The 23,792-nt window shown below is 46.3% G+C and carries 26 protein-coding genes; 12 read left to right on the top strand and 14 right to left on the bottom strand.

Annotation, left to right across the window (positions count from 1 at the left end):
• Positions 1–102: 102 nt before the first annotated feature.
• The 8 genes from ICN22_RS05420 (at position 103) to ICN22_RS05385 (ending at position 7,275) form a co-directional block, all read left to right on the top strand.
• Positions 103–813, top strand: coding sequence for a TetR/AcrR family transcriptional regulator (locus ICN22_RS05420; RefSeq protein WP_216169233.1), 711 nt, complete (start codon positions 103–105; stop codon positions 811–813).
• 1 nt (position 814) lies between these two features.
• A complete protein-coding gene (locus ICN22_RS05415) occupies positions 815–1,273 on the top strand; it encodes a VOC family protein (protein ID WP_216169232.1) in 459 nt (152 codons plus the stop codon).
• Positions 1,274–1,279: 6 nt separating this feature from the next.
• Positions 1,280–2,518 carry an FAD binding domain-containing protein gene (locus tag ICN22_RS05410; protein WP_216169231.1) on the top strand — a complete coding sequence of 413 codons (1,239 nt, stop codon included), beginning with the start codon at positions 1,280–1,282 and terminating at the stop codon, positions 2,516–2,518.
• Positions 2,519–2,622: 104 nt separating this feature from the next.
• Positions 2,623–3,858 (top strand): ABC transporter substrate-binding protein, encoded by a 1,236-nt coding sequence (locus tag ICN22_RS05405; protein ID WP_255533850.1) that lies wholly within the window; start codon positions 2,623–2,625, stop codon positions 3,856–3,858.
• Between the two features lie 88 nt (positions 3,859–3,946).
• Entirely contained in the window at positions 3,947–4,831 is an 885-nt protein-coding gene (locus tag ICN22_RS05400) for a branched-chain amino acid ABC transporter permease (RefSeq protein ID WP_216169230.1), read from the top strand.
• A gap of 14 nt (positions 4,832–4,845) precedes the next feature.
• Positions 4,846–5,808 carry a branched-chain amino acid ABC transporter permease gene (locus ICN22_RS05395; RefSeq protein WP_216169229.1) on the top strand — a complete coding sequence of 321 codons (963 nt, stop codon included), beginning with the start codon at positions 4,846–4,848 and terminating at the stop codon, positions 5,806–5,808.
• Positions 5,805–6,560 (top strand): ABC transporter ATP-binding protein, encoded by a 756-nt coding sequence (locus tag ICN22_RS05390; RefSeq protein WP_216169228.1) that lies wholly within the window; start codon positions 5,805–5,807, stop codon positions 6,558–6,560. The genes ICN22_RS05395 and ICN22_RS05390 overlap by 4 nt, the downstream gene beginning before the upstream one ends.
• Before the next feature lie 10 nt (positions 6,561–6,570).
• A complete protein-coding gene (locus ICN22_RS05385; RefSeq protein WP_216169227.1) occupies positions 6,571–7,275 on the top strand; it encodes an ABC transporter ATP-binding protein in 705 nt (234 codons plus the stop codon).
• A gap of 16 nt (positions 7,276–7,291) precedes the next feature.
• Here the strand turns inward: ICN22_RS05385 and ICN22_RS05380 are convergent, their stop codons facing one another.
• Positions 7,292–7,795 carry a YqaA family protein gene (locus tag ICN22_RS05380; protein ID WP_216169226.1) on the bottom strand — a complete coding sequence of 168 codons (504 nt, stop codon included), beginning with the start codon at positions 7,793–7,795 and terminating at the stop codon, positions 7,292–7,294.
• 144 nt (positions 7,796–7,939) lie between these two features.
• Between ICN22_RS05380 and ICN22_RS05375 the strand changes: the two genes are divergently transcribed.
• Complete coding sequence (locus ICN22_RS05375; protein WP_216169225.1) at positions 7,940–9,109, top strand: acyl-CoA dehydrogenase family protein; 1,170 nt, start codon at positions 7,940–7,942, stop codon at positions 9,107–9,109.
• A gap of 46 nt (positions 9,110–9,155) precedes the next feature.
• A complete protein-coding gene (locus ICN22_RS05370; protein ID WP_216169361.1) occupies positions 9,156–10,340 on the top strand; it encodes a CaiB/BaiF CoA transferase family protein in 1,185 nt (394 codons plus the stop codon).
• Here ICN22_RS05370 and cls read toward each other — a convergent pair.
• Genes cls through ICN22_RS05355 form a run of 3 tightly spaced genes read right to left on the bottom strand, consistent with a single transcriptional unit; the run spans position 10,337 to position 12,806 of the window.
• A complete protein-coding gene (gene cls, locus ICN22_RS05365; RefSeq protein WP_216169224.1) occupies positions 10,337–11,812 on the bottom strand; it encodes a cardiolipin synthase in 1,476 nt (491 codons plus the stop codon). The genes ICN22_RS05370 and cls overlap by 4 nt on opposite strands.
• On the bottom strand, positions 11,809–12,528 hold the full coding sequence (locus ICN22_RS05360; RefSeq protein ID WP_255533849.1) for an endonuclease/exonuclease/phosphatase family protein: 720 nt from the start codon (positions 12,526–12,528) through the stop codon (positions 11,809–11,811). Before ICN22_RS05360 ends, cls begins: the two co-directional genes overlap by 4 nt.
• 32 nt (positions 12,529–12,560) lie before the next feature.
• Positions 12,561–12,806, bottom strand: a complete 246-nt coding sequence (locus ICN22_RS05355) for a hypothetical protein (RefSeq protein ID WP_216169222.1) — start codon at positions 12,804–12,806, stop codon at positions 12,561–12,563.
• Positions 12,807–12,827: 21 nt separating this feature from the next.
• Between ICN22_RS05355 and ICN22_RS05350 the strand changes: the two genes are divergently transcribed.
• Together ICN22_RS05350 and ICN22_RS05345 are read left to right on the top strand one after the other, a co-directional pair.
• Positions 12,828–13,523 (top strand): ABC transporter permease, encoded by a 696-nt coding sequence (locus ICN22_RS05350; RefSeq protein WP_216169221.1) that lies wholly within the window; start codon positions 12,828–12,830, stop codon positions 13,521–13,523.
• Complete coding sequence (locus tag ICN22_RS05345; RefSeq protein ID WP_216169220.1) at positions 13,516–14,226, top strand: ATP-binding cassette domain-containing protein; 711 nt, start codon at positions 13,516–13,518, stop codon at positions 14,224–14,226. The genes ICN22_RS05350 and ICN22_RS05345 overlap by 8 nt, the downstream gene beginning before the upstream one ends.
• On the opposite strand, the gene ICN22_RS05340 is transcribed toward ICN22_RS05345, so the two are convergent.
• From ICN22_RS05340 to ICN22_RS05295, 10 genes are all read right to left on the bottom strand, one after another.
• Positions 14,227–14,511, bottom strand: coding sequence for a hypothetical protein (locus ICN22_RS05340; RefSeq protein ID WP_216169219.1), 285 nt, complete (start codon positions 14,509–14,511; stop codon positions 14,227–14,229).
• A gap of 9 nt (positions 14,512–14,520) precedes the next feature.
• A complete protein-coding gene (locus tag ICN22_RS05335) occupies positions 14,521–15,579 on the bottom strand; it encodes a formate dehydrogenase subunit gamma (protein WP_216169218.1) in 1,059 nt (352 codons plus the stop codon).
• Positions 15,580–15,608: 29 nt separating this feature from the next.
• Positions 15,609–15,860, bottom strand: coding sequence for a hypothetical protein (locus ICN22_RS05330; RefSeq protein WP_215327476.1), 252 nt, complete (start codon positions 15,858–15,860; stop codon positions 15,609–15,611).
• The gene (fdh3B, locus tag ICN22_RS05325; protein ID WP_216169217.1) at positions 15,857–16,516 is read right to left on the bottom strand and encodes a formate dehydrogenase FDH3 subunit beta; all 660 of its coding nucleotides are present in this window, start codon (positions 16,514–16,516) and stop codon (positions 15,857–15,859) included. The genes ICN22_RS05330 and fdh3B overlap by 4 nt, the downstream gene beginning before the upstream one ends.
• A 27-nt stretch (positions 16,517–16,543) precedes the next feature.
• Positions 16,544–19,528: a formate dehydrogenase subunit alpha gene (locus ICN22_RS05320; RefSeq protein WP_216169216.1), complete on the bottom strand. Its 2,985-nt coding sequence runs from the start codon at positions 19,526–19,528 to the stop codon at positions 16,544–16,546.
• A gap of 61 nt (positions 19,529–19,589) precedes the next feature.
• On the bottom strand, positions 19,590–19,811 hold the full coding sequence (locus ICN22_RS05315; RefSeq protein ID WP_216169215.1) for a formate dehydrogenase: 222 nt from the start codon (positions 19,809–19,811) through the stop codon (positions 19,590–19,592).
• Between the two features lie 133 nt (positions 19,812–19,944).
• Positions 19,945–20,589: a TorD/DmsD family molecular chaperone gene (locus ICN22_RS05310; protein WP_216169214.1), complete on the bottom strand. Its 645-nt coding sequence runs from the start codon at positions 20,587–20,589 to the stop codon at positions 19,945–19,947.
• Complete coding sequence (locus tag ICN22_RS05305) at positions 20,586–22,676, bottom strand: 4Fe-4S binding protein (protein WP_216169213.1); 2,091 nt, start codon at positions 22,674–22,676, stop codon at positions 20,586–20,588. The genes ICN22_RS05310 and ICN22_RS05305 overlap by 4 nt, the downstream gene beginning before the upstream one ends.
• 10 nt (positions 22,677–22,686) lie before the next feature.
• Positions 22,687–23,247 (bottom strand): DUF3306 domain-containing protein, encoded by a 561-nt coding sequence (locus tag ICN22_RS05300; RefSeq protein ID WP_216169212.1) that lies wholly within the window; start codon positions 23,245–23,247, stop codon positions 22,687–22,689.
• Positions 23,247–23,786, bottom strand: a complete 540-nt coding sequence (locus ICN22_RS05295; protein WP_216169211.1) for a DUF3305 domain-containing protein — start codon at positions 23,784–23,786, stop codon at positions 23,247–23,249. The genes ICN22_RS05300 and ICN22_RS05295 overlap by 1 nt, the downstream gene beginning before the upstream one ends.
• Positions 23,787–23,792: the final 6 nt, after the last annotated feature.

Raw genomic sequence — 23,792 nt, 5'->3', positions numbered from 1 at the left:
ATCTCCTCGGGGTTTGTACGAATAGAGTCTTATCTACCAATTGCTCAACAATGTACCATTATTTAACTTTTGGTCAATAAGCCTAAATTCGGATAAACCCTGATGACAATGAGTTTCGATCGAGACAGCAGCGCCAGAAGCAGTATCGCTACAGAAGTAGCTACATCTACTGCGCCTGCACGTCGCAGAATGAGTACTGTAGATCGTAAGCGTCAGATTCTGGATCGTGCTATCCAGTACTTTGCTAAGCATGGAATTGATGGGCAACTCAGAAACTTAACAAAGGGCTTGGGCATTACCCACACCCTGCTTTATCACTACTTCCCAACTAAGGATGCTTTAATCAAAGCAGTCTATGAAGATGTCTTTGAGTCACGCTGGAAGCCTGAGTGGGAGCAACTGCTCGATGACAAGAATCTTTCTCCCGAAGAAAAATTCAATGCCTTCTATATCGACTACTCAAACACCGTACTGACCTACGATTTTGTACGTATTTTGATTTTCTCAGGCCTAAGCGATCACTCCATCAGTGACCGCTTCTTTGAATTATTGCGCAATCGCCTATTACCGCGCCTCATTCGAGAAACCCGTAAACACTGTGGTCGTAGCTCGCGTAGCAAGCCTTCGCAGCGAGAATTAGAGTTTTTAATGGGCTTGCATGGCGGTATCTTTTATATTGGTATGCGACGTTGGATTTATGGGCAAGCCATTTACGACTCCGGCAACCCTCACACCGAACAAGAAATTATTCAAGATCGTATTAGCTCTTACCTCACTTCAGCAAAAACTTTATTTAATACCGGTAAAAAATAAAATGACCAACTTAAGCTTAAATCACTTCTCCATTCGCAGCCTTGAGATTGAACAAACCACCAAGTTTTACTGTGATGTCTTTGGATTCACAGTGGGGCCTCGTCCCGATTTTCCTTTTCCTGGCGTCTGGTTATACAACGGTGATCAAAACGATTGGGCTAACGCAGTTGTGCACCTCATTGCGATTGATAAGAACAATCCGAATGGCTTGAAACAATATCTCGGCGAACGAGATCCTAGCTCACTTTATGGCTCTGGGGCAGTAGATCACATCGCCTTCTTTGCTACGGGATTAGAGGCCAAACTGGCACTGCTGGAGAAGTTGAGCGTACCTTGCAGACAGCGCACCGTTCCTGCAATTAAATTACACCAAGTGTTTATGGATGATCCTAATGGCATTGTGGTTGAACTGAACTACCCTGCTGCAGAAAAGGCAGCCCTAGACGCCAAGGCTGCATAAGTAAAGATGGCCAAAATACTTGTCATCGGCGGATCTCTTGGAGGCTTATTTGCAGCCAATATATTGCTGCGCCAAGGGCATGATGTCACCTTGCTTGAAAAAGCCATCGGCTCTTTAGATGGTCGAGGTGCTGGAATCGTGACCCACGATGCTCTTGCAGATGCTTTAAGTGAAGCAGGTATTCAGGTTGATGACAGTCTAGGAGTTGCTGTATCGAAACGGGTTACCTTAGGTGTTGATGGCGAGAACCTCGGTGAAATGCCGCTCCCGCAAATCTTGACTTCATGGAGCCGTTTGTATCACCTACTTAAAGAGAATTTTCCAAGCGAGCGTTACTTGCAGGGTAAGAATGTCAAAGTAGTGACACAGGATACTAATAGCGTTCAGGTCATCTGTGAAGATGGTAGCACCTATCAGGCAGAGCTTCTGATTGCATCAGATGGTATACGCTCCACAGTCCGATCCCAAGTAGCACCAAACATCCAACCTGAATACGCAGGATATATTGCGTGGCGTGGAGTTTGTGATGAGAGCAATTTATCAAATTACACCTTAGATACCCTATTTAATTATTTTGGATTCTGCTTACCTAATGGTGAACAGATGCTGGGCTATCCAGTTGCAGGGCCTGGCAATGACACCAGACCAGGCAAGCGTCGCTATAACTTTGTTTGGTATCGCCCTGCTTCTGAAGATGGTGAGCTAGTCAAGCTGCTAACTGATGCGGATGGTCATTATTATCCGACTGGTATCCCGCCACTAAAAGTCTCATGGAAGCATATTGCCGAAATGCGCACAATTGCGCGCGATATTCTGGCGCCACAATATGCTGAAATTTTAGAAAAAACGCCCTCACCTTTTTTGCAGACGATTTATGACGTTCGTTCAGAGCAAATCGTCTTCGGGAGAATTGCCTTAATGGGTGATGCTGCTTTTGTTGGTCGACCTCATGTTGGTATGGGGGTAACCAAAGCAGGTGATGAGGCAATGGTAATTGCACGTCACATCGCAGCCTTAGGGGCAAGCCCTGCAGCACTCGAAGCGTACAGCAAAGAGCGTCTTGAGTTTGGGCAACAGGTTGTTGCAAGAGCGCAATACTTAGGGCGCTATATGCAAGCACAAGGTAGCAAAGGCAGCAGAGACAATACTAGCCTTCGTAGAAATGCAGATACCGTCATGGCAGAAACGGCCATCGATATCAGTACTTTGTTGGTGGCTGGAAAAGCAGTGCCAGAGTCACATTAACTTAAAACTGTTGTAGATTTTAGTATCACTAGAAGCATTCAGTTAAGATTTATATATTACGAAGTAGCCCTATTAACAAACTGCTTTAAATGGAGGAGACAACCATGAAACAAAAAGTAACGAATCAAACGAGAAGAAAAATGTTGATCGGCGGAGCTGCTGCTGCAAGTACTCCACTGTGGATGAACGTAGCAAGCGCCCAGTCTGAAACAATTAAGATTGGCTTTCCGACACCGCTGACCGGGCCATTTTCCGCAGAGGCGCAAGATCAAGTAAAAGCAGCTGAATTAGCCATTAAAGAATTTAATGATGCTGGTGGCTTTAATGGTCGCAAAGCTGAACTGTTGGTTCGTGATGACAAACTCAATCCAGGTGAAGCTGCAACGCGTACTCTTGAGTTGATCGAAAAAGATAAGGTCAATTTTGTTGTGGGCTCACTGTCTGCTGCAACCCAGCTCTCTATCAATGCCGTTTGTAAAGAGCGTAAAGTTCTCTTCAATTCAATTAGCCAGTCTGATGCGATTAACGAAGTGAAAGACTGGAGTATTTACACATTCCACGAAGCACTTAATCCAACGATGACAGCAGGCGCTGTAGCACGCTACTCCATTCCCCGTTTCGGGAAAAAGATCGTCTTCCTCACCGCTGACTATGCTTATGGCCACGAGATGGTGCGCGCTTTTGAGCGCGTAGGTAAGGAAATGGGTGCCACAACCTTGGCCGATATTCGTCATCCCTTGGGCGCATCTGATTACTCTGCTTTCTTGCCGCGTATTAAAGCCTTAAATCCTGATATCTTGGTGCTTTGTAACTTTGGTCGTGACCTCGTGAATGCGGCTAAACAATGTACTGACTTTGGCTTGAAGTCCAGCATGAAAATTGTGACGCCAGTCTTGCTCTACACTGCACGCCTTGCTGGTGGACCAGAGGCATTTGAAGGCATCGTCGGCGGCACCTCTTACTACTGGGGTCTCGAGGACCGTATCCCTACAGCCAAGACCTTTAATGATGCATTCCGTAAGATGTACAACGGTTCAGTGCCATCAGATTACGGTGCACTAGGTTACGCCGGAGTAAAAACAGTTCTCACTGCTGTGAAGAATGCTAAATCTACCGATACAAATAAGGTAATTACTGCACTAGAGAATCTCAAGTACGACTTTTATAAAGGTCCTGAGTACTATCGCAAGTGCGACCACCAAGCGGTGCAAACGGTCATCATTGTGGAATCTAAATCTAAGAATATGAAGGACAAGTATGACGTCTTTAATATTCTAACGATTGAACCGACTACTGAGAAGAATATGCGTAGTTGCGCGGAGCTAGGCCACAAGGCTTAAATCTGAAATTTCAAGGCAAATCAACTGATTTGCCCTGAGCACCTCCCCTGATGCCAATAGCTGATGGGGAGTTTTTCTGAGTATATATATGACCGGTCTTACATTTGAACTTCTCTGCATGCAGCTACTCACAGGAATTGCCCTGGGTAGCATCTATGCACTTCTGGCACTGGGCTTGTGTCTTATTTTTGGCATGCTCAATGTAGTGAACTTTGCACACGGCGCTTTCTTCATGGTTGGCGCATTTATGGGCGTCTATTTTTTAGGCGTCACTGGTAACTTTTGGTTCAGCTTAATTCTCACACCACTCGCCACTGGGGTTCTCGGATTATTGACCGAGCGATTCTTGGTGCGCCCACTATACGGTCGAGGTATTGACTACCCATTGCTCCTCACCTTTGGATTGTCTTATGTCCTGATTGAGGCAATGCGCGTCACTTTTGGTATCGAAGGTTTACCCTCTCTTACTCCTGATGGACTAAAAGGTACCCTCGACGTTGGTATTGGCTACTTCCCTAAATATCGTCTGTTCCTGATTGCAGCTACAGCTGTCATTATTTTTGCAGTCTGGTTTTTTATTCAAAAGACTCGCTACGGACTCATCATCAAAGCAGGTGCTGCCGATCAAGAGATCGTTAAGGTACTTGGCGTAGATATTGCCAAGGTGTGGTTAATGGTATTTGGACTAGGCTGTGCAATCGCTGGCCTCTCTGGGATATTGGCTTCACCGACTCGCTCGGTTAATCCAGAAATGGGTATTCCAATCTTGGCAGAGTCCTTTGTTGTGACAGTTGTTGGCGGTATGGGCTCGGCAGTCGGTGCAGTTGTTGCAGGCCTACTGGTTGGCGTGGTTTACAGCATGACTTCCCTATTCTTCCCAGATCTTGCCGAGCTTTCCATCTTTGTGCTGATGGCAGTAGTACTCTTAATTCGCCCACAAGGTTTATTTGGTAAAGCGGGGGCGATGGGTTAATTCCCGAAATATTTATGAAATCATTTGTCCAACTCATTGCCCGCCACCGGGTGCTAGCAAGCAGTCTCTTCTTGATAGTTTTTCCTTTCATCATGCCGTATGAAGCGCTTGCTATCAATATCTTGATCTTTGGCTTATTTGCTATGGGATTCAATCTCTTGTTTGGCTACATGGGACTACTATCCTTTGGACATGCCGCCTTTCTCGGTATCGGTAGCTATCTCACCGGTATTGGGATCGTCCATTACGCCATGCCTTGGGGTGCAGCTATATTGGTAGGCGTCATTGGTGCAGCTATCGGTGGACTGCTAATGGGCTTTCTAGCCATTCGCACCAGAGGCATTTACTTCTCTATGGTGACACTCGCATTAGGTCAAATTGTGTTTTATTGCTTCTACAAGGCGGAGAGTTTGACTGGTGGGGAGAATGGCTTACGAGGCGTCCGCGTTGATAACTTCAACATTCTTGGTATCACGGTGGATTTTCTAAACCCCTTAGTGAAGTACTACATCATTCTCTTTTTTGTAGTCATCGCAATGTGGCTCATATCCCGAATATTGAGCTCCCCTCTTGGCGCCGTAATGGAGGCGATTCGTGAGAATGAAAAACGTGCTGCAGCTTGCGGCTTTGATGTCGCTCGTACAAAACTATTGGTATTCGTGTTGTCAGCTGCAATCTGCGGTTTGGCAGGCTCATTGCGCGCTTTACACCTTTCCATTGTTCCCATCGATTCGCTTCACTATCTCCAATCTGGACAAGCCGTCATGATGAGCATCTTGGGCGGCATGGGTACTTTCTTTGGGCCGTTTATTGGTGCCGCTGTCATGCTCTATTTAGAAGATGTGGTCACTACCTTTACCAAGCATTGGATGGCTGTTATTGGTCTGGTATTTATGTTCTTCGTTTTGTTCTTCCCTAAAGGAATTTGGGGAACCATCTTGAGCAAGCTAAATCTCAATCAGGATTCGAAATCATGAGTAGCTCAAATCAAACTCCAATTCTAGAGGCTCGTAATGTCAGCAAGAGCTTTGGGAAATTTATAGCACTGCAGGATGTCTCAACCACATTTATGCCTGGCTCCCTTACGGCGATCATTGGGCCAAATGGTGCAGGCAAGAGTACCTTCTTTAATGTGCTTAGTGGTGCGTTTCCACCCTCTAGCGGACAAATCTTATTTAACGGTAAAGATATTACTGGTATGGAGCAATATGAGTTTGCTCGTATCGGTATCTCTAAGAGCTTTCAGATTACCAACGTCTTTAAGCAGCTCACTGTTCATGAAAATGTGCGCGTTGCCGCCCAAATGGAAACAGCGCGTTATAACTTTTTACGTAATGCACAAAGTTATCCAGAGCCCATTGAGCTTGCAGATCAACTCTTACGTCGCGTCAACTTAGAGCATCTCAGAAATAAAAAAACAGGTGACTTGGCTCATGGTCAACAACGTGCTTTAGAAATCGCAATGGCCCTCGCCTGCAATCCCAGTCTTCTTTTGCTTGATGAGCCGACCGCAGGCATGTCTCCCGAGGAAACACTCGTCATGATGGACCTCATTCGCACGCTTGCAAATGAAAGAACAGTGATTTTGGTTGAACACAAGATGAAACTCATCATGGGTTTATGCAAACGCATTATTGTTCTCCATCATGGTGAGTTTTTAGCTGAAGGCACGCCAGAAGAAATTCAAAATAATGCAGAGGTACGACGTGTGTACCTAGGTCAAGGTTAAAGGTTCATATATGTTGCGTGTAGAAAATTTAAATGCCTGGTATGACCGTAGCCACGTTCTGCAAGGCGTCTCCTTAGAAGTCAATAGTGGTGAAATCGTTACCTTAATGGGCCGCAATGGTGCTGGTAAGACCACTACCCTGCGCTCCTTAATGGGCCTACTCTCGAAGAGAGAAGGTAAAGCCTCGATTGATGGCACCTCCTTCTTGGATCTTGCAGCACATGAGCGCTACCACCTAGGCTTAGCTTATGTCCCAGAAGATAGGCGGATTGTTCCAGGACTAACTGTTAAAGAAAATTTAGAGTTGGGTGTGATTGCCAAGAAAAGTCGTGGCGATATGAGCACTCTGGTTGATGAAATCGCAGAAACCTTCCCTCGCCTGAAAGAGCGATTGCAGCAGGATGGCACTTCGATGTCTGGTGGAGAACAGCAGATGCTAGCGATTGCTCGCGCCATGATTGCTAAACCAAAAGTAATCTTGCTGGACGAACCATCAGAAGGCATCATGCCGGTATTGGTTGAAGAAATGTTTGAACTATTTGCCAAACTAAAGCGGCAGGGTTTAACCATTCTGCTTGTGGAGCAAAATGTTCAGCAAGCGCTCAAGATCTCCGATCGAGCTTACATACTGGATCAAGGTCAAATTGTTTTCCACGACACCGCTCAAAATCTTTTGAATAACGACGAGATTCAGCAAAAATACTGCGCTGTTTAATCTTTCAAAGTCTTGCCTAGATTAGGTCTAGCCAATGTCCTAGTTGGTGCCAAAAGCTGGTAGGTACTAAGGTTAACAACCAGGTCATCGTGAGATAGCGTAGTAGCTTGCCAATAAACATGTAAATTAAGCATGGTCCCCAAGCCAATCTAAGCCAGCCTGCTGCCAAACATAAGGGGTCGCCAAAGCCTGGCAACCAAGATAATAAGAGCATCTTTGGCCCCCGCTCTTCCAGCCAGCGCTGCATTCTGCCATTAGTAGGCCCTTTGAGGGACTCAAAACTATTACGGCTAATCAGTCCGAGCCACCAATCCAACATACCCCCTAATGTATTACCGATAGTGGCCACCATAATGGCGATCCAATACAAGTGGGGATTAACTGAAACATAGCCAAAAAGTATGGGCTCCGAGCCAAAGGGTAGCAAGGTTGCGGAGATAAAAGCACTGATAAACACCGCCGGCAAACCAATCGCTGGCATTCCAAAGAAGTCAAAGAATTGACTGAGCATTTGCTCCATTAAGCAATGACTCCGGATAAGCGGACATTAAAGGGCTGAATCATAAGCTCAGTATGCCCCATCCTCGACCGCCCGCTATTCTGAAATCTTGCTTAAACTATAGGTCTTGAACATTAATTGCTCCATTAACTCACTCATTAATCTATGAATCACCCCATCCCTAAGCCAGATCAATATCAAGACATGCGTGAAGCTTTGCGCGACCTCTGTGGCAGCTTTGATTCTGCTTACTGGCAAAAGGTAGATCACGAACGCGACTATCCCGAAGCGTTTGTTGATGCTATGGCCAAAGCAGGCTGGTTAGCAGCATTAATTCCTGAGGAATACGGTGGCTCTGGTTTGGGTTTAGCTGAGGCCTCAGTCATCATGGAAGAGATTAATTTTTCCGGTGGCAATGCCGGCTCTTGTCATGGCCAGATGTACAACATGGGCACCTTGCTGCGTCATGGCTCTGACCTACAGAAGAAACTCTATCTCCCCAAAATCGCTACCGGTGAATTACGCCTCCAAAGTATGGCGGTGACTGAACCCACTACGGGCACCGACACCACCAAACTCAAAACTACTGCCGTCAAACAAGGTGATAAGTACATTGTGAATGGTCAGAAGGTATGGATCTCTCGTATTCAGCATTCTGATTTGATGATTCTGCTAGCGCGCACCACCCCCCTGGCAGATGTGAAGAAAAAATCAGAGGGCATGTCGATCTTTATCGTCAACCTCAAAGACGCTATTGGCAATGGCATGGCGATTCAGCCGATTGCCAATATGGTTAATCATGAAACCAATGAAGTCTTCTTTGATAACTTAGAGATCCCCGCTGAGAATCTCATTGGCGAAGAAGGTAAAGGCTTTAAGTACATCTTAGATGGACTCAATGCCGAGCGTGTTCTCATTGCAGCCGAGTGTATCGGTGATGCCTATTGGTTTGTGGATAAAGCACGTCGTTATGCCAATGACCGCGTGGTGTTTGATCGCCCCATTGGCAAGAACCAAGGTATTCAGTTTCCGATTGCCGATGCTTTTATTGAGACTGAGGCGGCTAATCTAATGCGTTTTAAAGCATGCGAACTATTTGACAACAATCAAGCTTGTGGTGCAGAGTCCAACATGGCAAAGTACTTAGCTGCAAAAGCCTCTTGGGAGGCGGCAAACGTTTGTCTACAAACGCATGGTGGCTTTGGTTTTGCTAATGAATATGATGTCGAACGTAAGTTCCGCGAGACCCGTCTCTATCAAGTTGCGCCCATTTCCACGAACTTGATCTACTCCTACGTTGCAGAGCATATTTTGGGTCTGCCACGCTCCTTTTGATGTTGTAGATCTTTTGATTGATGCAGTTTTTCAGATAAGTAATGACATGAGTATTCGTCCTTTGGATGGCATCACCGTGATTTCCCTAGAGCATGCTATTGCAGCTCCTTTTTGCACGCGCCAATTAGCCGACTTAGGTGCGCGCGTTATCAAGGTGGAGAGACCCGGTGCCGGGGACTTTGCCCGCGCCTATGATGAGCGTGTCAATGGTATGTCCTCTCACTTCACTTGGGTCAATCGTTCCAAAGAAAGCCTGACCTTAGATCTCAAGCAAGAATCTGCGTTAGCGGCACTGAAGATGCTACTCAAAACGGCTGATGTCCTAGTACAGAATTTAGCACCTGGTGCAGCGGCACGGATGGGATTGACTGCAGAGCTCTTACAAAAAGACAATCCTGGTTTGATTTTGTGCGACATCTCAGGTTACGGAAACAATGGCCCTTATCGCGATAAAAAAGCTTATGACCTGTTGATTCAGAGTGAGGCTGGGTTCTTATCCGTTACCGGCACTCCAGATACCCCTAGCAAATCAGGTAACTCCATTGCCGATATTGCTGCAGGCATGTATGCGTATACCAATGTACTGGCGGCACTCTTGCAACGGGGTAAGACTGGCAAGGGATCTACGATCGATGTTTCGATGCTCGAGTCTTTAGGCGAATGGATGAGCTACCCCCTCTACTATGCCTATGAAGGTGAAACGCCCCCTCCTCGTAATGGTGCATCCCATGCAACGATCTATCCCTATGGGCCATTTAAGGCTGGCGATGGCGGCACCATCATGCTGGGCTTGCAAAATGATCGTGAGTGGGTTTTATTCTGTGAGGTGGTGCTTGAGAATCAAGCACTGGCCAAAGATGAGCGCTTTGATAAAAACTTCAAACGCAATGAAAAGCGCGATGAATTACTTTCCATTATTGATGCGTGTTTTAGTAAACTCACTACCGAGCAGGTCATAGCAAAGCTGGATCAAGCTCAAATCGCCAATGCCCGACTCAATGACATGCAGGGTTTGTGGAATCATGATCAACTCAAAGCACGCGAGCGCTGGGTACAAGTTGGATCACCCGTAGGTCCCATTACAGCAATGCTGCCGCCTGGTAGCAATAACAGCTTCGAATACCGCATGGATGATATTCCTGCTGTTGGGCAGCATACGGAAGCAATCCTATCTGAGCTTGATATTGCCGTAAGCGAAATTGAGTTAATGCGTAGCCAAGGAGCGATTTAAAGTAGAGGTGAAGCTAAGTGTGCCGCGTTCTCTAACAAAACACGCCAACGTGGTCGCTTAGCCCAACTTATTGGATCAACTAAATCAGATTGGGCTAAGTAGGACTCAATCAAGGTCTCGAGTTTGGCGCAAAACGCATCGTTGTAGACGATTAAGCTGATCTCAAAATTAAGACGCAAGCTACGTTGATCAAAATTCACGGATCCAAAAATTGATACTTGCTTATCTATGAGCAAACTCTTGGTATGCAATAAACCACCATGAAATTCAGCGATATTGACACCCGCATCCATCAGGTCAGCATAAAAGCTATGGCTACTCCAGGCGACTAGCGCTGAATCGTTCAATTTAGGAACAATTAAAGTTACCTTCACGCCACGGCCAGCCGCTGCCATCAGCGCCTGAATCAAGCCATCATCCGGACCAAAGTAAGGTGTAGTAATGATGAGCTCTTTGCGTGCATCTATGATGGCGGAGAGTAGCACCTGGTACAAGATATCGTCGCGATACACCGGTCCAGAAGAAAACTCCTGGGCAAGCACTTGTCCCTCGTTCGGACTAGGAGTTGGTACCACATCATTGAAATGGGTGATCTTGGGATTATCAACACTCCAGTCAAAAGAGAATGTCAACTCGAACTGAGATGCAACCGGGCCTTCAATTCTGACCATAGCATCTACCCACTCACCCACACCAGAGTCTTGCTTAAAAGTGCGCGGATCGACCATATTCATACTGCCAGTCCAAACGACAGTGTTATCAATCACAAATATTTTTCGATGTAACCTGAGGTCAGCACGACGAAATTGAAAGCGACCAATTTGAATTGGTAACGCCTCAGTCACTTGAATGCCGGCATTTCTAAAACGATTAGGCCAGCTGGATTTAAACCAGTCTTTGCTTCCTAATGAATCCAGTAACACCTTACAAACCACGCCACGTTTAGCCGCTGCAATTAAGGCCTCGCCCACTCGATCAGCATCGCCACCCAATGCCCATATATAAAACTCTAAATGCAGTGATTTTTTTGCCTGATTAATTTCGTTAATGAAATCCTGCAGAATTTCTAGTGAGCTCGTAAATAACTCGATCTTGTTACCAGCAATCACAGGGGATCCATTTTTTGATTCTGCTAATACGCTAAGAGCCCTACCCTCGATTGGGAGTTGCAACTTATCGGCTTGATAGTGCTGACGCATCTCTGCCGTGATAGCTGCGTATTCTTTATCCATCCGAATAATTTTTCTCGTGAGCTTGCGACCTACAGGGCGTTCTCCAATCAAGATGTAGAGACTGATACCTAGAATTGGAAATAAGACAACAATCAAAAACCATGCAATCGCAACACCGACTGGTCTTCTCACGGAAATTAATCTAAATCCAAACAGAATCACAATAACCGCATGGATTATGGGAACCCATATTAAAGAGAACCCAAAAATAGAGCCCAGTAGAAAATTTAATATGCTCATATGATTTCCAGTTCAGCAGTAATACCCAAGTGATCAGAGAGCTTTAGCCATTCATGCAAAACTGCTGCTGAATGAATCTTTAAGCCTCGTACATAAATTCGGTCCATGGGAAGCATAGGCTTCACACTGGGAAAGGTTTTTGCAGGAGCACCTGTCAGCACCTCAAAAACCTCTTGAAAACCAGCGGCGCGCATCGGGGCACTCACGCGATTGCGCCAATCGTTAAAGTCACCCGCCACAATAGTTGGGCCACCCTCTGCAAGCGAATCAATGTAACGAATAATTTCATCTAATTGACGCTCTCGCCCTCTTTCAAATAAAGCCAGATGCACACAAAAACAATGGATCGGCGTTTCATTGCCTTCTAGCTGAGTAACGCTATGAAGCAAACCCCGCCTCTCGAATCGATAGGCCGAGATGTCATAGTTTTCACCCTTGTGCAATGGTCTCTTTGAGAGAATAGCGTTGCCATGATGACCGTCTGGATACTCAACATTCTTACCGTAGTGCCAATCATGCCAAAAGTCTTCGGATAAAAAATAGGTAAGCTCTGTTAGCGGCCACTGGCCAAATCTCCTGATCCGCCCACGATGTTCTTGCTGAAGCTCTTGTAGAAATAGCAGGTCTGGATGATGGCTGCGCATTTTTTGACGCAACTCATAAATCGTAGATTTTCTATGTAGAGGCGATAGTCCTTTGTGGACATTCATGGTCATGACACTAAAGCGACCGAATTGCACTAGCGTCATCAAAACTGTCCTGCAGCGCGCTGTCGTCGCACCCGCGCCAAATAGATTTCACCCTCAACTAATTCTTGGCACTGCATGCACTTATTACAAATAGAGGCCTGCTCGCGCAAATCTTCAATCGAATCGATCGGATGCCCATCGAGATATTCGCGAAGATCAACATCGAGGACCTCATTACAGAGGCAAATGACTTCAGCCATGAGTGCAAAAAAGAGAAATTGTGTGCATTCATGCCATTTTGCCATCCCCTTGCTAGAATCTAGCCCATGTTGATGACCTTTCAGGATGCTTTCAGATTACTTTTGCATTTAGATGCTGGAGTTATTGGCATTGTGCTGGTCTCGCTTCAGGTCAGTTTGAGCGCTCTATTACTGGGCACCTTACTAGGACTTCCCATTGGCGCCCTATTAGCTACAGAGGAATTCCAGGGCAAGCAAACCATTACGCTGATCTTAAATACCCTCATGGGCGTCCCAACCGTGATTATTGGCGTCATTGTCTATCTACTGCTCTCTAGAACAGGGCCTTTAGGAGTGTGGGGATGGCTTTTTACACCCAAGGGCATGATCCTAGCCCAAACACTGCTCACAACCCCCTTAATTGCTGCTCTGAGCCGTCAAATCCTGGAGGATTCTTGGAGAATTCACCGGGATTCCTTTATGGCCCTTCGCCTACCTAGACTTTCTGCCCTCAAATGGCTTGTTTGGGACTGCCGCTTTTCTCTTACGATTGCAGTTTTAGCAGGACTGGCCAGAGCCATTTCTGAGGTCGGTGCAGTCATGATCGTCGGCGGCAATATTGATCAATCTACCCGCACTATGACAACAGCAATTGCCCTAGAAACCAGTAAAGGCGATCTCCCCTTAGCGCTTGCCTTAGGCATTGTTCTGTTGGGCATTGTTTTACTGGCAAATCTCTTTACATTTGCAGTTCGCCAAATTGCGGAGCGTCGCTATGGTTAATCATTCCGAACAATTCAAACAATTTGTCGAGTTCAAAGACGTCATTGTTAAACGTAATGGACGCATCATCTTAGACATCCCTCATGCAGTCATTCCTGCAGATCGTATTTGCGCTTGCATTGGACCTAATGGTGCTGGTAAAACGACTTTCCTAAAATTAATTGATGGCCTAATCAACCCAGACTCAGGTACTGTTACCCATTCAAGTGGCTCAATAAAATCATCTCTGGTATTGCACCATACGCCAATGATCAAAGCCTCAGCACGAACTAATATTGCGATGGTGAAAGACTCAGACTCTTCAATTAATTCTCTGGCTATTGATGTGGTGATGGAGCAGATCGGCTTAAGTCATCTTGCCAACAGTCCTGCACACAAACTCTCGGCAGGTGAAAGACAAAAGCTTTGCTTGGGTAGAGTCATTTTGCAAAAGCCTCATTTAGTTTTACTAGATGAACCTACTGCTAATTTAGACCCAAATACCACAGAGCAAGTAGAAGAGATCATTCGCCAATTTAAGTCTCAAGGCTCTGACGTCATCTTCACATCCCACCAACTTGCACAAGTACAAAGAATCGCTGAGTACATCATCTTCATTGATCAAGGCCAGATTAAAGAAAAGGGACCCGTAGGTCCCTTCTTTGCCGATCCCCAGACACAAGCAGCTAAACGCTACTTACATCAAGAGTTGCTAGTCGACTAATTACTTTGCTGCTGGTGCTGGCGCTGCTGCTGTTGGTGCACCCGGCGCAACAAATGGTGGCGGAGCCACACAAGCTGCTGGTGCTGGAGTACCAGGAACACGGTATTGATCAGCCACCTTATTAATTGCCTGACATAACTGAAAAGCACCTACTCGACCTGCATAAGCTGTTTTAGCTTTTGCGAGATCATCAGCTGCTTTGGCTTCTGGTGTAAGTGGCGGCAGAGTAGCAAACACTGATGCACTTGCAAATGTACAGAGCATAAAAGCAATGAGTTTTTTCATGGCTTGACCTTATTTATTAACCTTGTTGTACCAAATTTCATGGTGTTCTTTAGCCCAGGTAGCGTCTACGTAACCATTCTTCATACCATCGAGCGAACCTTGCATACCAATCGATCCGATGTAGATATGACCCATAGCCATCGTAGTCATCAAGATTGAAGCTGTACTGTGGATGATGTTCGCCAACTGCATGGTTCCACGAATGTATTGAACTTCCATGAATGGAACAATCATGTCGAGCACAAAACCAGATCCTGAGATGACTAAGCCTAGGAAAGTCATACCAAACCAGAACCAGATTTTCTCACCGAAGTTAAAGAAGCCTGCAGGAGGATGTTTTCCACCAAACATGCCGCCAAATGACTTGATCCAAGTGAGATCACCCTCTCCAGGAATGTTTCTAGTTGCGAACAGCAAGAAGAAAATCACCACGCTCAAAGTAAAGAGTGGGCCGGAGTAGTTATGAATATTTTTGCAAATATTCAAGAAGGTGCCATAGGCAACACCGCCCATCATTGGCATCACAAAATATTTACCCCACAAAATCAACATACCAGTCAAAGCTAGTCCAATGAAACTGAAAGCCATTACCCAGTGAGTAAAGCGCTCAAAGCCGTTAAACCGTTTAATTTTTTGACCAGACATCGGGGCATGTAACTTGATTGGGCCCTTGATGATAAACACGGCAGCAATACCGAAGAAAGCAAGAGCTAGCAACCAACCACCGTAAACAGTGATCACGCCGTTACGGATAAAGCGCCATTGCTGACCAGCTCGCTGAATCAAAACGCTCGCCTCTTTGTCGGGGATGCTAACAAAGTTGTAAGGATCACTGTTCGCTGAGTTCCAAAGGAACTGCTCACCCACCTGAGCAGAATTCGCAGGCTGGGATTGAGCTTGAGTGCCATCAGAAACAGCGCCAAGGTTCTTTGGATAATCAATACCACTTGGAGATGGAAGCGGTGGCATTGGGGCACGTTCTGCCATGGATACACCGCTAAGCAAACTGAGCGATACGCCAAGGGCTAGCAACCAGGAGCGACTAACACTAGAGAATGATCGATTCATACAAATATCCTTAAACGTTTTCATTTTATTTATTGTTTAACTGATGACTTAAAGCGTGAATACTCAGACTGATTCTGATTACGCTTATCGACCGATTCGGTCCAGCTTTTTTCATCCTTTGGAGTCCAGCCCTTAGTCATGAAGCCGTTATCAGCTCCCATGTAAGGCGCAACGTCTGGACGCTTTGCAGCTTTAGCCGCAATCTCAGGAGGCTCGGAGCAAGCAGCCAAGGTGGCGCCTGCAACGAGACATAAACCAATGGTTTTCAGATTGAATCTCATGATTTAGCTCCTGGGATTTTGGCAGCAGGCGTTGGTTTTGGCGCAGGAGAATCCATTGGGCCGTAAGCAGTAGACCAACCGAAGATATCCTTACTTGGATACCTACCATTAGCTTCGCGTACAGAAACACGCTTGGCGTAAATAGAGGAGATCACTTCGCTATCACCACCGATCAATGCCTTGGTTGAGCACATCTCTGCGCACAAAGGCAACTTACCCTCTGCCAAACGATTGCGACCGTATTTCTCAAATTCCGCAACGCTTCCATTAGCTTCAGGACCACCGCTACAGAAAGTGCACTTATCCATCTTGCTACGGACACCAAAAGCGCCTGAGCTCAAGAACTGTGGCGCACCGAATGGGCAAGCGAATGAGCAGTAACCGCAACCGATACAGATATCTTTGTCATGTAAGACAACGCCTTCGTCCGTACGGTAGAAACAGTCGACCGGACAAACAGCCATACATGGTGCATCTGAGCAGTGCATACATGCCACTGAGATTGACTTTTCCTTGCCAATGATCCCGTCGTTCACCGTAACTACACGGCGACGGTTAACGCCCCAAGGTACTTCGTTATCGTTTTTACAAGCAGTGACGCAACCGTTACATTCAATACAACGCTCTGTATCACAAATAAATTTCATTCTTGCCATTGTGTTCTCCTGACTTTATTTTTTAACTTAGGCAAATTTTTCGATTTGGCACATGGTAGTTTTGGTCTCTTGCATCATCGTCACCTGGTCATATCCATAGGTAGTTGCAGTGTTAACCGACTCACCTAGAATGATTGGTGACGCACCTTCTGGATAGTATTTGCGCAAGTCATTGCCCTCCCACCAACCAGAGAAGTGGAACGGCACAAAAGCAGTTCCTTGATCAACACGCTCAGTAACCATCGCGCGAACTTTGATCTTGGCACCTGTTGGTGATTTAACCCACACATAGTCCCAGTTCTTGATGCCGCGAGCTGCTGCAGCTTTTGGATTAATTTCCACAAAGTTCTCTTGCTGCAACTCTGCCAACCAAGGGTTAGAACGAGTTTCCTCACCACCACCCTCATACTCAACCAGACGGCCAGAGGTCAGAATGATTGGGAATTTCTCGTACAACTTATCACTCAAGTTTTTATCTTGAACTGTTTTGTACAGAGTTGGCAAGCGCCAGAAATTCTTCTTATCCGCAGATGTTGGATATTTACGCATCATTGGCTCGTTAGTACTATACAAAGCCTCGCGGTGGACTGGAATCGGATCAGGGAAGTTCCAAACAACAGCACGCGCTTTAGCGTTACCGAATGGATGGCAGCCGTTTTTCATGACAACGCGCTGAATACCACCTGATAAGTCCGTCTTCCAGTTCTTACCTTCAGCAGCTTTTTGCTCATCCTCAGTCAATTGATTCCACCAACCTAGTTTTTTCACAAGTACGTGATCAAACTCTGGGTAGCCGGTCTTAATCGCAGAACCTTTTGAGTAAGAACCATCTTCAGCCAGCAAATTCTTACCGTCCTTCTCAACACCAAAGTTTGCGCGGAAGTTACCGCCACCCTCCATCACCGACTTACTGGTGTCATAGAGGTTCGGTGAACCTGGATGCTTGATCGCGGCAGTGCCATAGCAAGGCCAAGGCAAGCAATAGTAATCACCAGTTGTGTCGTAACCAGTGACAGGATCAACACCACCACGGGACTTCAATGTCTTTGGATCAAATACGCCTGCCATTCTCATGTGCGCTTTAATACGCTCAGGGGTTTGACCGGTATAACCAATAGTCCAAACAGAGCGGTTAATTTCTCTGAGGATGTCTTCAATCAGCGGCTCTTTCCATTGCTTACCAGCAAACTTGGAGCTCTGCATCTTGAAATTCTTGGAAAGCTCTTGACCAAAACCAAGGCGATCAGCAAAGGCTTGCATGATGACGTGGTCAGGTACGGATTCGAACAATGGATCGATGACTTTCTCGCGCCACTGAACTGAACGATTCGATGCAGTCGCTGATCCACAAGTTTCAAACTGGGTTGTAGCTGGCAAGAGGTATACGTTACGGTTCTTGTTAACTGAGTTACCTTCTGCAGGAGGCATTGCAGCCATCGCAGCTACTGCTGTTGGGTATGGATCAACTACAACTAGCAGATCTAACTTGTCCATCGCGCGCTTCATATCTAAGCCGCGAGTTTGAGAGTTTGCTGCGTGACCCCAGAAGAACAAACCTTTAACAGCGGTTTGCTGGTCAATCATGTCATTCTTCTCTAGCACAGCGTCGACCCAACGAGAAACAGTAGTACCTGATTTCTCCATCATGTCTGGTGCGTAGCGACCTTTAATCCACTCGTAGTCAACATCCCAAACAGTGGCAAAGTGCTTCCAAGAACCCGCTGCCAAACCATAGTAGCCAGGTAAAGAATCTGGGTTAGGACCTACGTCAGTAGCACCTTGAACGTTACAGTGACCACGGAAAATATTGGTTCCGCCGCCAGACTTGCCGACGTTGCCTAGTGCCAACTGCAAAATACAGGAGGCACGCACCATGGCATTACCGATGGTGTGCTGAGTTTGACCCATACACCAAACAACGGTACTTGGACGATTTTTTGCCAATGTCTCAGCAACTTTGTAAACTTCCGCCTCTGGAACGCCGCAAGCTTCTTCAACGTTCTTTGGAGTCCACTTTTCCATCACTTCTTTGCGAATCTCATCCATGCCGTATACGCGGTCATTGATGTACTTCTTATCTTCCCAGCCGTTATTGAAGATGTGATACAGGACACCAAACAAGAATGGAATGTCTGTACCTGAACGAATTCTGACAAATTGATCAGACTTAGCAGCTGTTCTGGTGTAGCGTGGATCAACTACAACAACCTTACAGCCGTTTTCCTTCGCATTCAGAAGACTCAACATCGATACTGGATGAGCCTCTGCTGCGTTGGAGCCAATGTACATGGCGGCCTTGGAGTTCATCATATCGTTGTAGCTATTGGTCATTGCGCCATAGCCCCAGGTGTTTGCAACACCAGCAACAGTGGTTGAGTGACAAATACGAGCTTGATGGTCTGTATTGTTTGTTCCAAAGAAAGAAACCCACTTACGCAATAAATAAGCTTGCTCGTTACTGTGCTTGGAAGATCCGATAAAGAACAGTGAATCAGGGCTGTATTTTGTGCGGAGATCTTTCATCTGCGCAGTGATTTCAGTTAAGGCCTGATCCCAAGAAATCTTTTGGTATTTGCCATCAACTAACTTCATTGGGTAACGGAGGCGGAATTCACCATGACCGTGCTCACGTAGTGATGCACCCTTGGCGCAATAAGCACCCATGTTGATTGGGGAATCAAAATTGGAATCTTGGCGAACCCAAACACCGTTTTCAACAGTCGCATCGGTTGAGCAACCTACTGAACAGTGTGAACAGACCGTTCTCTTGACTTCAATCTTGCCCTTACCATCTAACATAGCCCTATTCGGCTCAGCAACCGCTTTTTGTACGAAGCTCAGTTGGCTAGCTGCAATTCCTGCACCCACACCAACGCCAGAGCGCTTCAAAAAGGTTCGACGATCCATCGTTGGAACCGCAGACTGAAGTCCGCGTGAGAGGCTGCCAATGAGGCGCGATGCAGGCGTAGAGCGGCTGCTTTGTGAAGTATTAGATTTGCGAGTCAGACTCATATCTTGTCCCTGAGTAATATTTTTAATTAACTATTTCGAAATGACTAAATCAACAAATGGTTTAAAGCATGGTGGTCTCGTAATACTTACGAATGTGCGCAGTGAGTTGATAGCCATCATCTTTACCCTTCACTGTGCTGCCAATTTCTTGAATAACTGCTTTGCCAATAGGCGTTTGGGAGGCTATTGCTACGGCACCAACAGTGGCACCTGCCCCGATGAAAAACTTCCTGCGGGAAGGTTTGTTCTCTTCGTTTACTACGGCTGTAGATTTGGTGCTCATCTTATGCTCCTGTTTAGTGCTCATTTGATATCCATCAAGTTTAAATGGTAATTGCATTTCTGACATATTAGCGACACAAAATCTATATAAGAACGGGGGTAAACACTAGTCCCTTTTTTGATGCAATGCAACATCAAATCATGTCAAAGCCTTGACCCTCAATAGCAAGAAATTCCCTAGCCAGAGAGGCCACAGAGTGATAAAGACGCATCTCGGAGACCGCATCGATTGCATCGAATAAGTCGTCATGCCATGGTCGAATGTGGTCATTAAAAAAGACCCTTTGATTTGTAAGGTTGGAGATCTCAACGTCATCACCGGCAATCAGATAGCGCATCACTTCACAAAGTGCAGAGATATGGTCTTCAGTCTCAGAGATTTCCTCAGCAGATTCCAAACCAAAAGCATCCAAAGCGCGGCGGATTTCCACCAATGGCCTCTCGTTTAAATAACCGGCCATGTAAAAAGAGCCGTTCAGAATGATGATGGGGCGTCCAACACTGATGAAGTTCTGATCAAACTCATCCTGCCAAGCTTTAGCGGGATTGGCTTTAGCCATTTCGACCAGATTCTGCCAAACCCTAGCTAAAGGGGCAGCTTCAGACTGAGCCTCTTGACCCTCTGGAATGGAAGACACAATTTGATCCAACAACTCTTGATCAGGCGCCTCATGAAAGAGTCTAGCAATCAAGCCATACAAATCTGCTCTAGCCAAATCTTCCGGCAAGCCCACATCGCCCACTTCGGTCGCGGAGCTTTCTTTTATCTGTTCACTCATGTTTCTTTTTTCACCATATCGACAACACGACAATCACTGCACATTTTGAGTCTTTCTAAGGCTTCTCCAGCAAAGGCACTGTGAGCGCCTAGCTTCATCAGCATCAGATCGACCATTTTTGCTGTACCAAATACTTTTCCACAGCCGATGCAATGAAAAGGCTTAGTCTCATTAAGCTCTACCTTTTGCTTGCGCTGCTCCACCGTTTGTAAGCGAGGGGCTAAAGCCAAAGCCTGCTCTGGGCAAGTTTGAACGCAAATACCGCATTGAACACACTGTTTTTCAATAAAGGAAAGCTTGGGCTCATCTAAGTTATCGAGTAGAGCGCCTTCAGGACAGCTACCCACACAAGACATACAGAGCGTGCAAGCGTCCTTGTTAATTTTTATTCCTCCCAAGAAAGATGACTGCGGTAAAGCTGCTCCCTCAGGTGGTAACGGCACTTCCGCTTGCTTTTGCAAATGCTCTAAGACCGTTTCAATCGTTTCTCGTTTTTGATTGGACAAACCAAAGCTAGCGGGAGAACAAATAGCTGATAAAGCACCACGTTGACGAAGTTTGCCCATCGCCTGCGAAGCTGACTGAAGATCAGAGGTTGAACCCAGCTGTATTTGCGAGAGTCTGGCGTCAAATCCATAGGCAGCCAAAATGGCATTGCCTAAATCAATTTGAGTTTCTAGGGCGGCTCGATAGCTAGGATCCTCATCTCCCGTCAGCAACAAAACCACTTCACCAAAGCCGTAGCTAAGCGCACCAAGCCATAGATCCAAACCAGTAGAGGCTATATGCTCGATCCCGTAGGGCAGTACAAAGCACGGCAAGCCCTCAAATTGTTTTGGTCTGAGGTGAGCAGATCGCCCGAGAGAATCTAAGACCTGAGTCCCTGCCTTGAGTGTATGCAGCAACAGAGTTGGACTAGAAGATTGTTTAGCTTTGGCACTGTGGGCAGTAAACACCGTAGCCAGCGTTTTAATTTCTTTACCCTGATGCGGCACACTTGGATAGTTGTAACGCATTGCACCAGATGGACAAACTGTCGAGCAAGCCCCGCAACCCATACAAAGATTCGGATTTACCTCAACCGTGCCCTGCCCATTCTTAAACAATGAAGATATGGCGCCAGTAGAACAGACATCGATACAGGCATTGCATCCCACTTTGCCATTACGACCATGGGCGCAAACTTTCTCGTTGTAAGCAAAGTATTTGGGCTTCTCAAACTCACCAACTAATCCGAGTAATTGATTGGCTACTAAAGATTGCTCGAATGGATCCTGACCTGGGGCGAAGTAGCCTTGCGGAGTTTGACTCATAGGCATTTGAGGGTTAGCGCGCAGATCCATAATTAAGTCAAACTCAGAACTACGCTGACGTTCAACGCGATCAAAATTAATAGCACCAATACCAGCACAGGCTGTGATGCAATCACGGTGAGACTTACATTTGTTGAGGTCAATTTGGAAAGAGTCATCAATCGCACCTTCTGGGCAGACTTCAACACAGGCGCCGCAACGGGTGCACATCTCTGGATCAATTGGATTTTGTAAATTCCAGTCGACTGTAAAGTGGCCAAGATAACCATCTAGCTTAGTCACCTCACCTGTATAGGTCGGGAAATTTCTGGCGATCGGTAGTGCTCCTGGCTCGCTACACAACACTGAGACATCAAGAGAGTCGCTCAATTTTTCAGCCCAAGGCAAGGCCTGATTTCCAGGCCCAACAATGAGTAAGCGCCCCTGACTTTCGTAATTCACGACTGGAACGGGCTCGGCTTCCGGCATGTCCGCCAAGGCAAGTAGAGCCGCAATCTTGGGTCCAGAAGTTTTAGCCTCTTGAGTCCATCCAGCCACCTCACGAATATTGACAAAGCGTAGTGGCGATATCAATGGCTTCTCGGATTGCTCCGCTAGCTCGTTAAATAAGGCACCCTCTTGAGTACAAGCGATCACGAGTGAGTCATTGCCATTCATTGCCTGAATGGCGATACCCACCTCTTGCCTACACAAAGAGGTATGCATCGTTACACCCAGCGCCTTTGCATCCAAAGGCATGGTTCCGTTGCAATTACAAACTAGTTTTAGACTCATTGATTTCTTCTTAACTGGTTTTTTTATCCACGGGTACGGAGGCTTGATTCCCCACCTCCTGAATGGATGTTGGTGTGGATGTTAAATCAGTCTGGTCAGGAGCGGGCAAAGTTGGGTCTTGGAATCCCGAATTATCGATGCCGACAACAGTAGTAGCCTCAGACTCTCCATCATCATCCTTGCGGAAGATGTTCAACATATCGGACTGAACCATACGCTTAAGCATCTCTAAGGGAATCGGGTCTGGCTTTGAATAATCATCGATATAAATATCCAGACCATCCATGATATTAAAGTGCGGGTCTGAAAACATCTTCTTCATTGCCGCTTGCTGTACTGCTGGATCAACTCCGGGCTGCATAAAGGCTGAGAAATCTGGCGCAAAGCGATCTATCTTTTCAACATCATCTAATGAAGCGGGCGGCGGAGCATCTTCAATCTCGGTTGATTGCTGCATAGTCTGCGGACTGACAGCTAATTTCTCCTTAGCGAGCTCGCCTGATTTTTTCTCAGGCTCAATATCTTCACCTAACTTACGACGCGACCATCGACTTAAAAAACCATCAGCCATCAATCCTCCACTGGGCGGTTTGCACCCTTGAATGATTCAGGACGATGGCGTTTTTTCGGCTCAGGACGGTAATGTTCATTGACATACTCTTGCAACCAAGAGGCATGCTCTGCAGACAAAAGAACACTATCAACCGACTCGCCGCCATCCAATAGACGCCCTGCTTCGTTGTAGCTTACGCTGATCCGATGGGGAATGGCAAACGTAGGCTCTGTTTTAGCTAAGTCAATAGATTGTGTGTCAATATATCTCTCAACATCTTCCTCAAGACGCCACATGACAAACCAAGCAGGAAGAGTTGCCGATAAGTTGAGGTAGTAGCCTTCAGCTTCATCTGGATAAAGATTGAGTTCGTATCCAGTAAACAACCAGGACTCACCCTGCTCATCGCGCCCAAGAAATTGTCCAGAGATCTTATTGTCTGCTATAGATGTACTGGTAAATTGCCCAAAATCCGGCAATACCTCGTGCGGCGCCCACCGATATGAAATCCACGGATTATCAACAAACTGCTTGCGCATGATCACAGCAAAACGCATAAGGCC

The organism is Polynucleobacter bastaniensis, assembly GCF_018882205.1.
GTDB classification, from domain to species: domain Bacteria; phylum Pseudomonadota; class Gammaproteobacteria; order Burkholderiales; family Burkholderiaceae; genus Polynucleobacter; species Polynucleobacter bastaniensis.
This window is presented reverse-complemented; position numbering and strand designations above follow the sequence as displayed.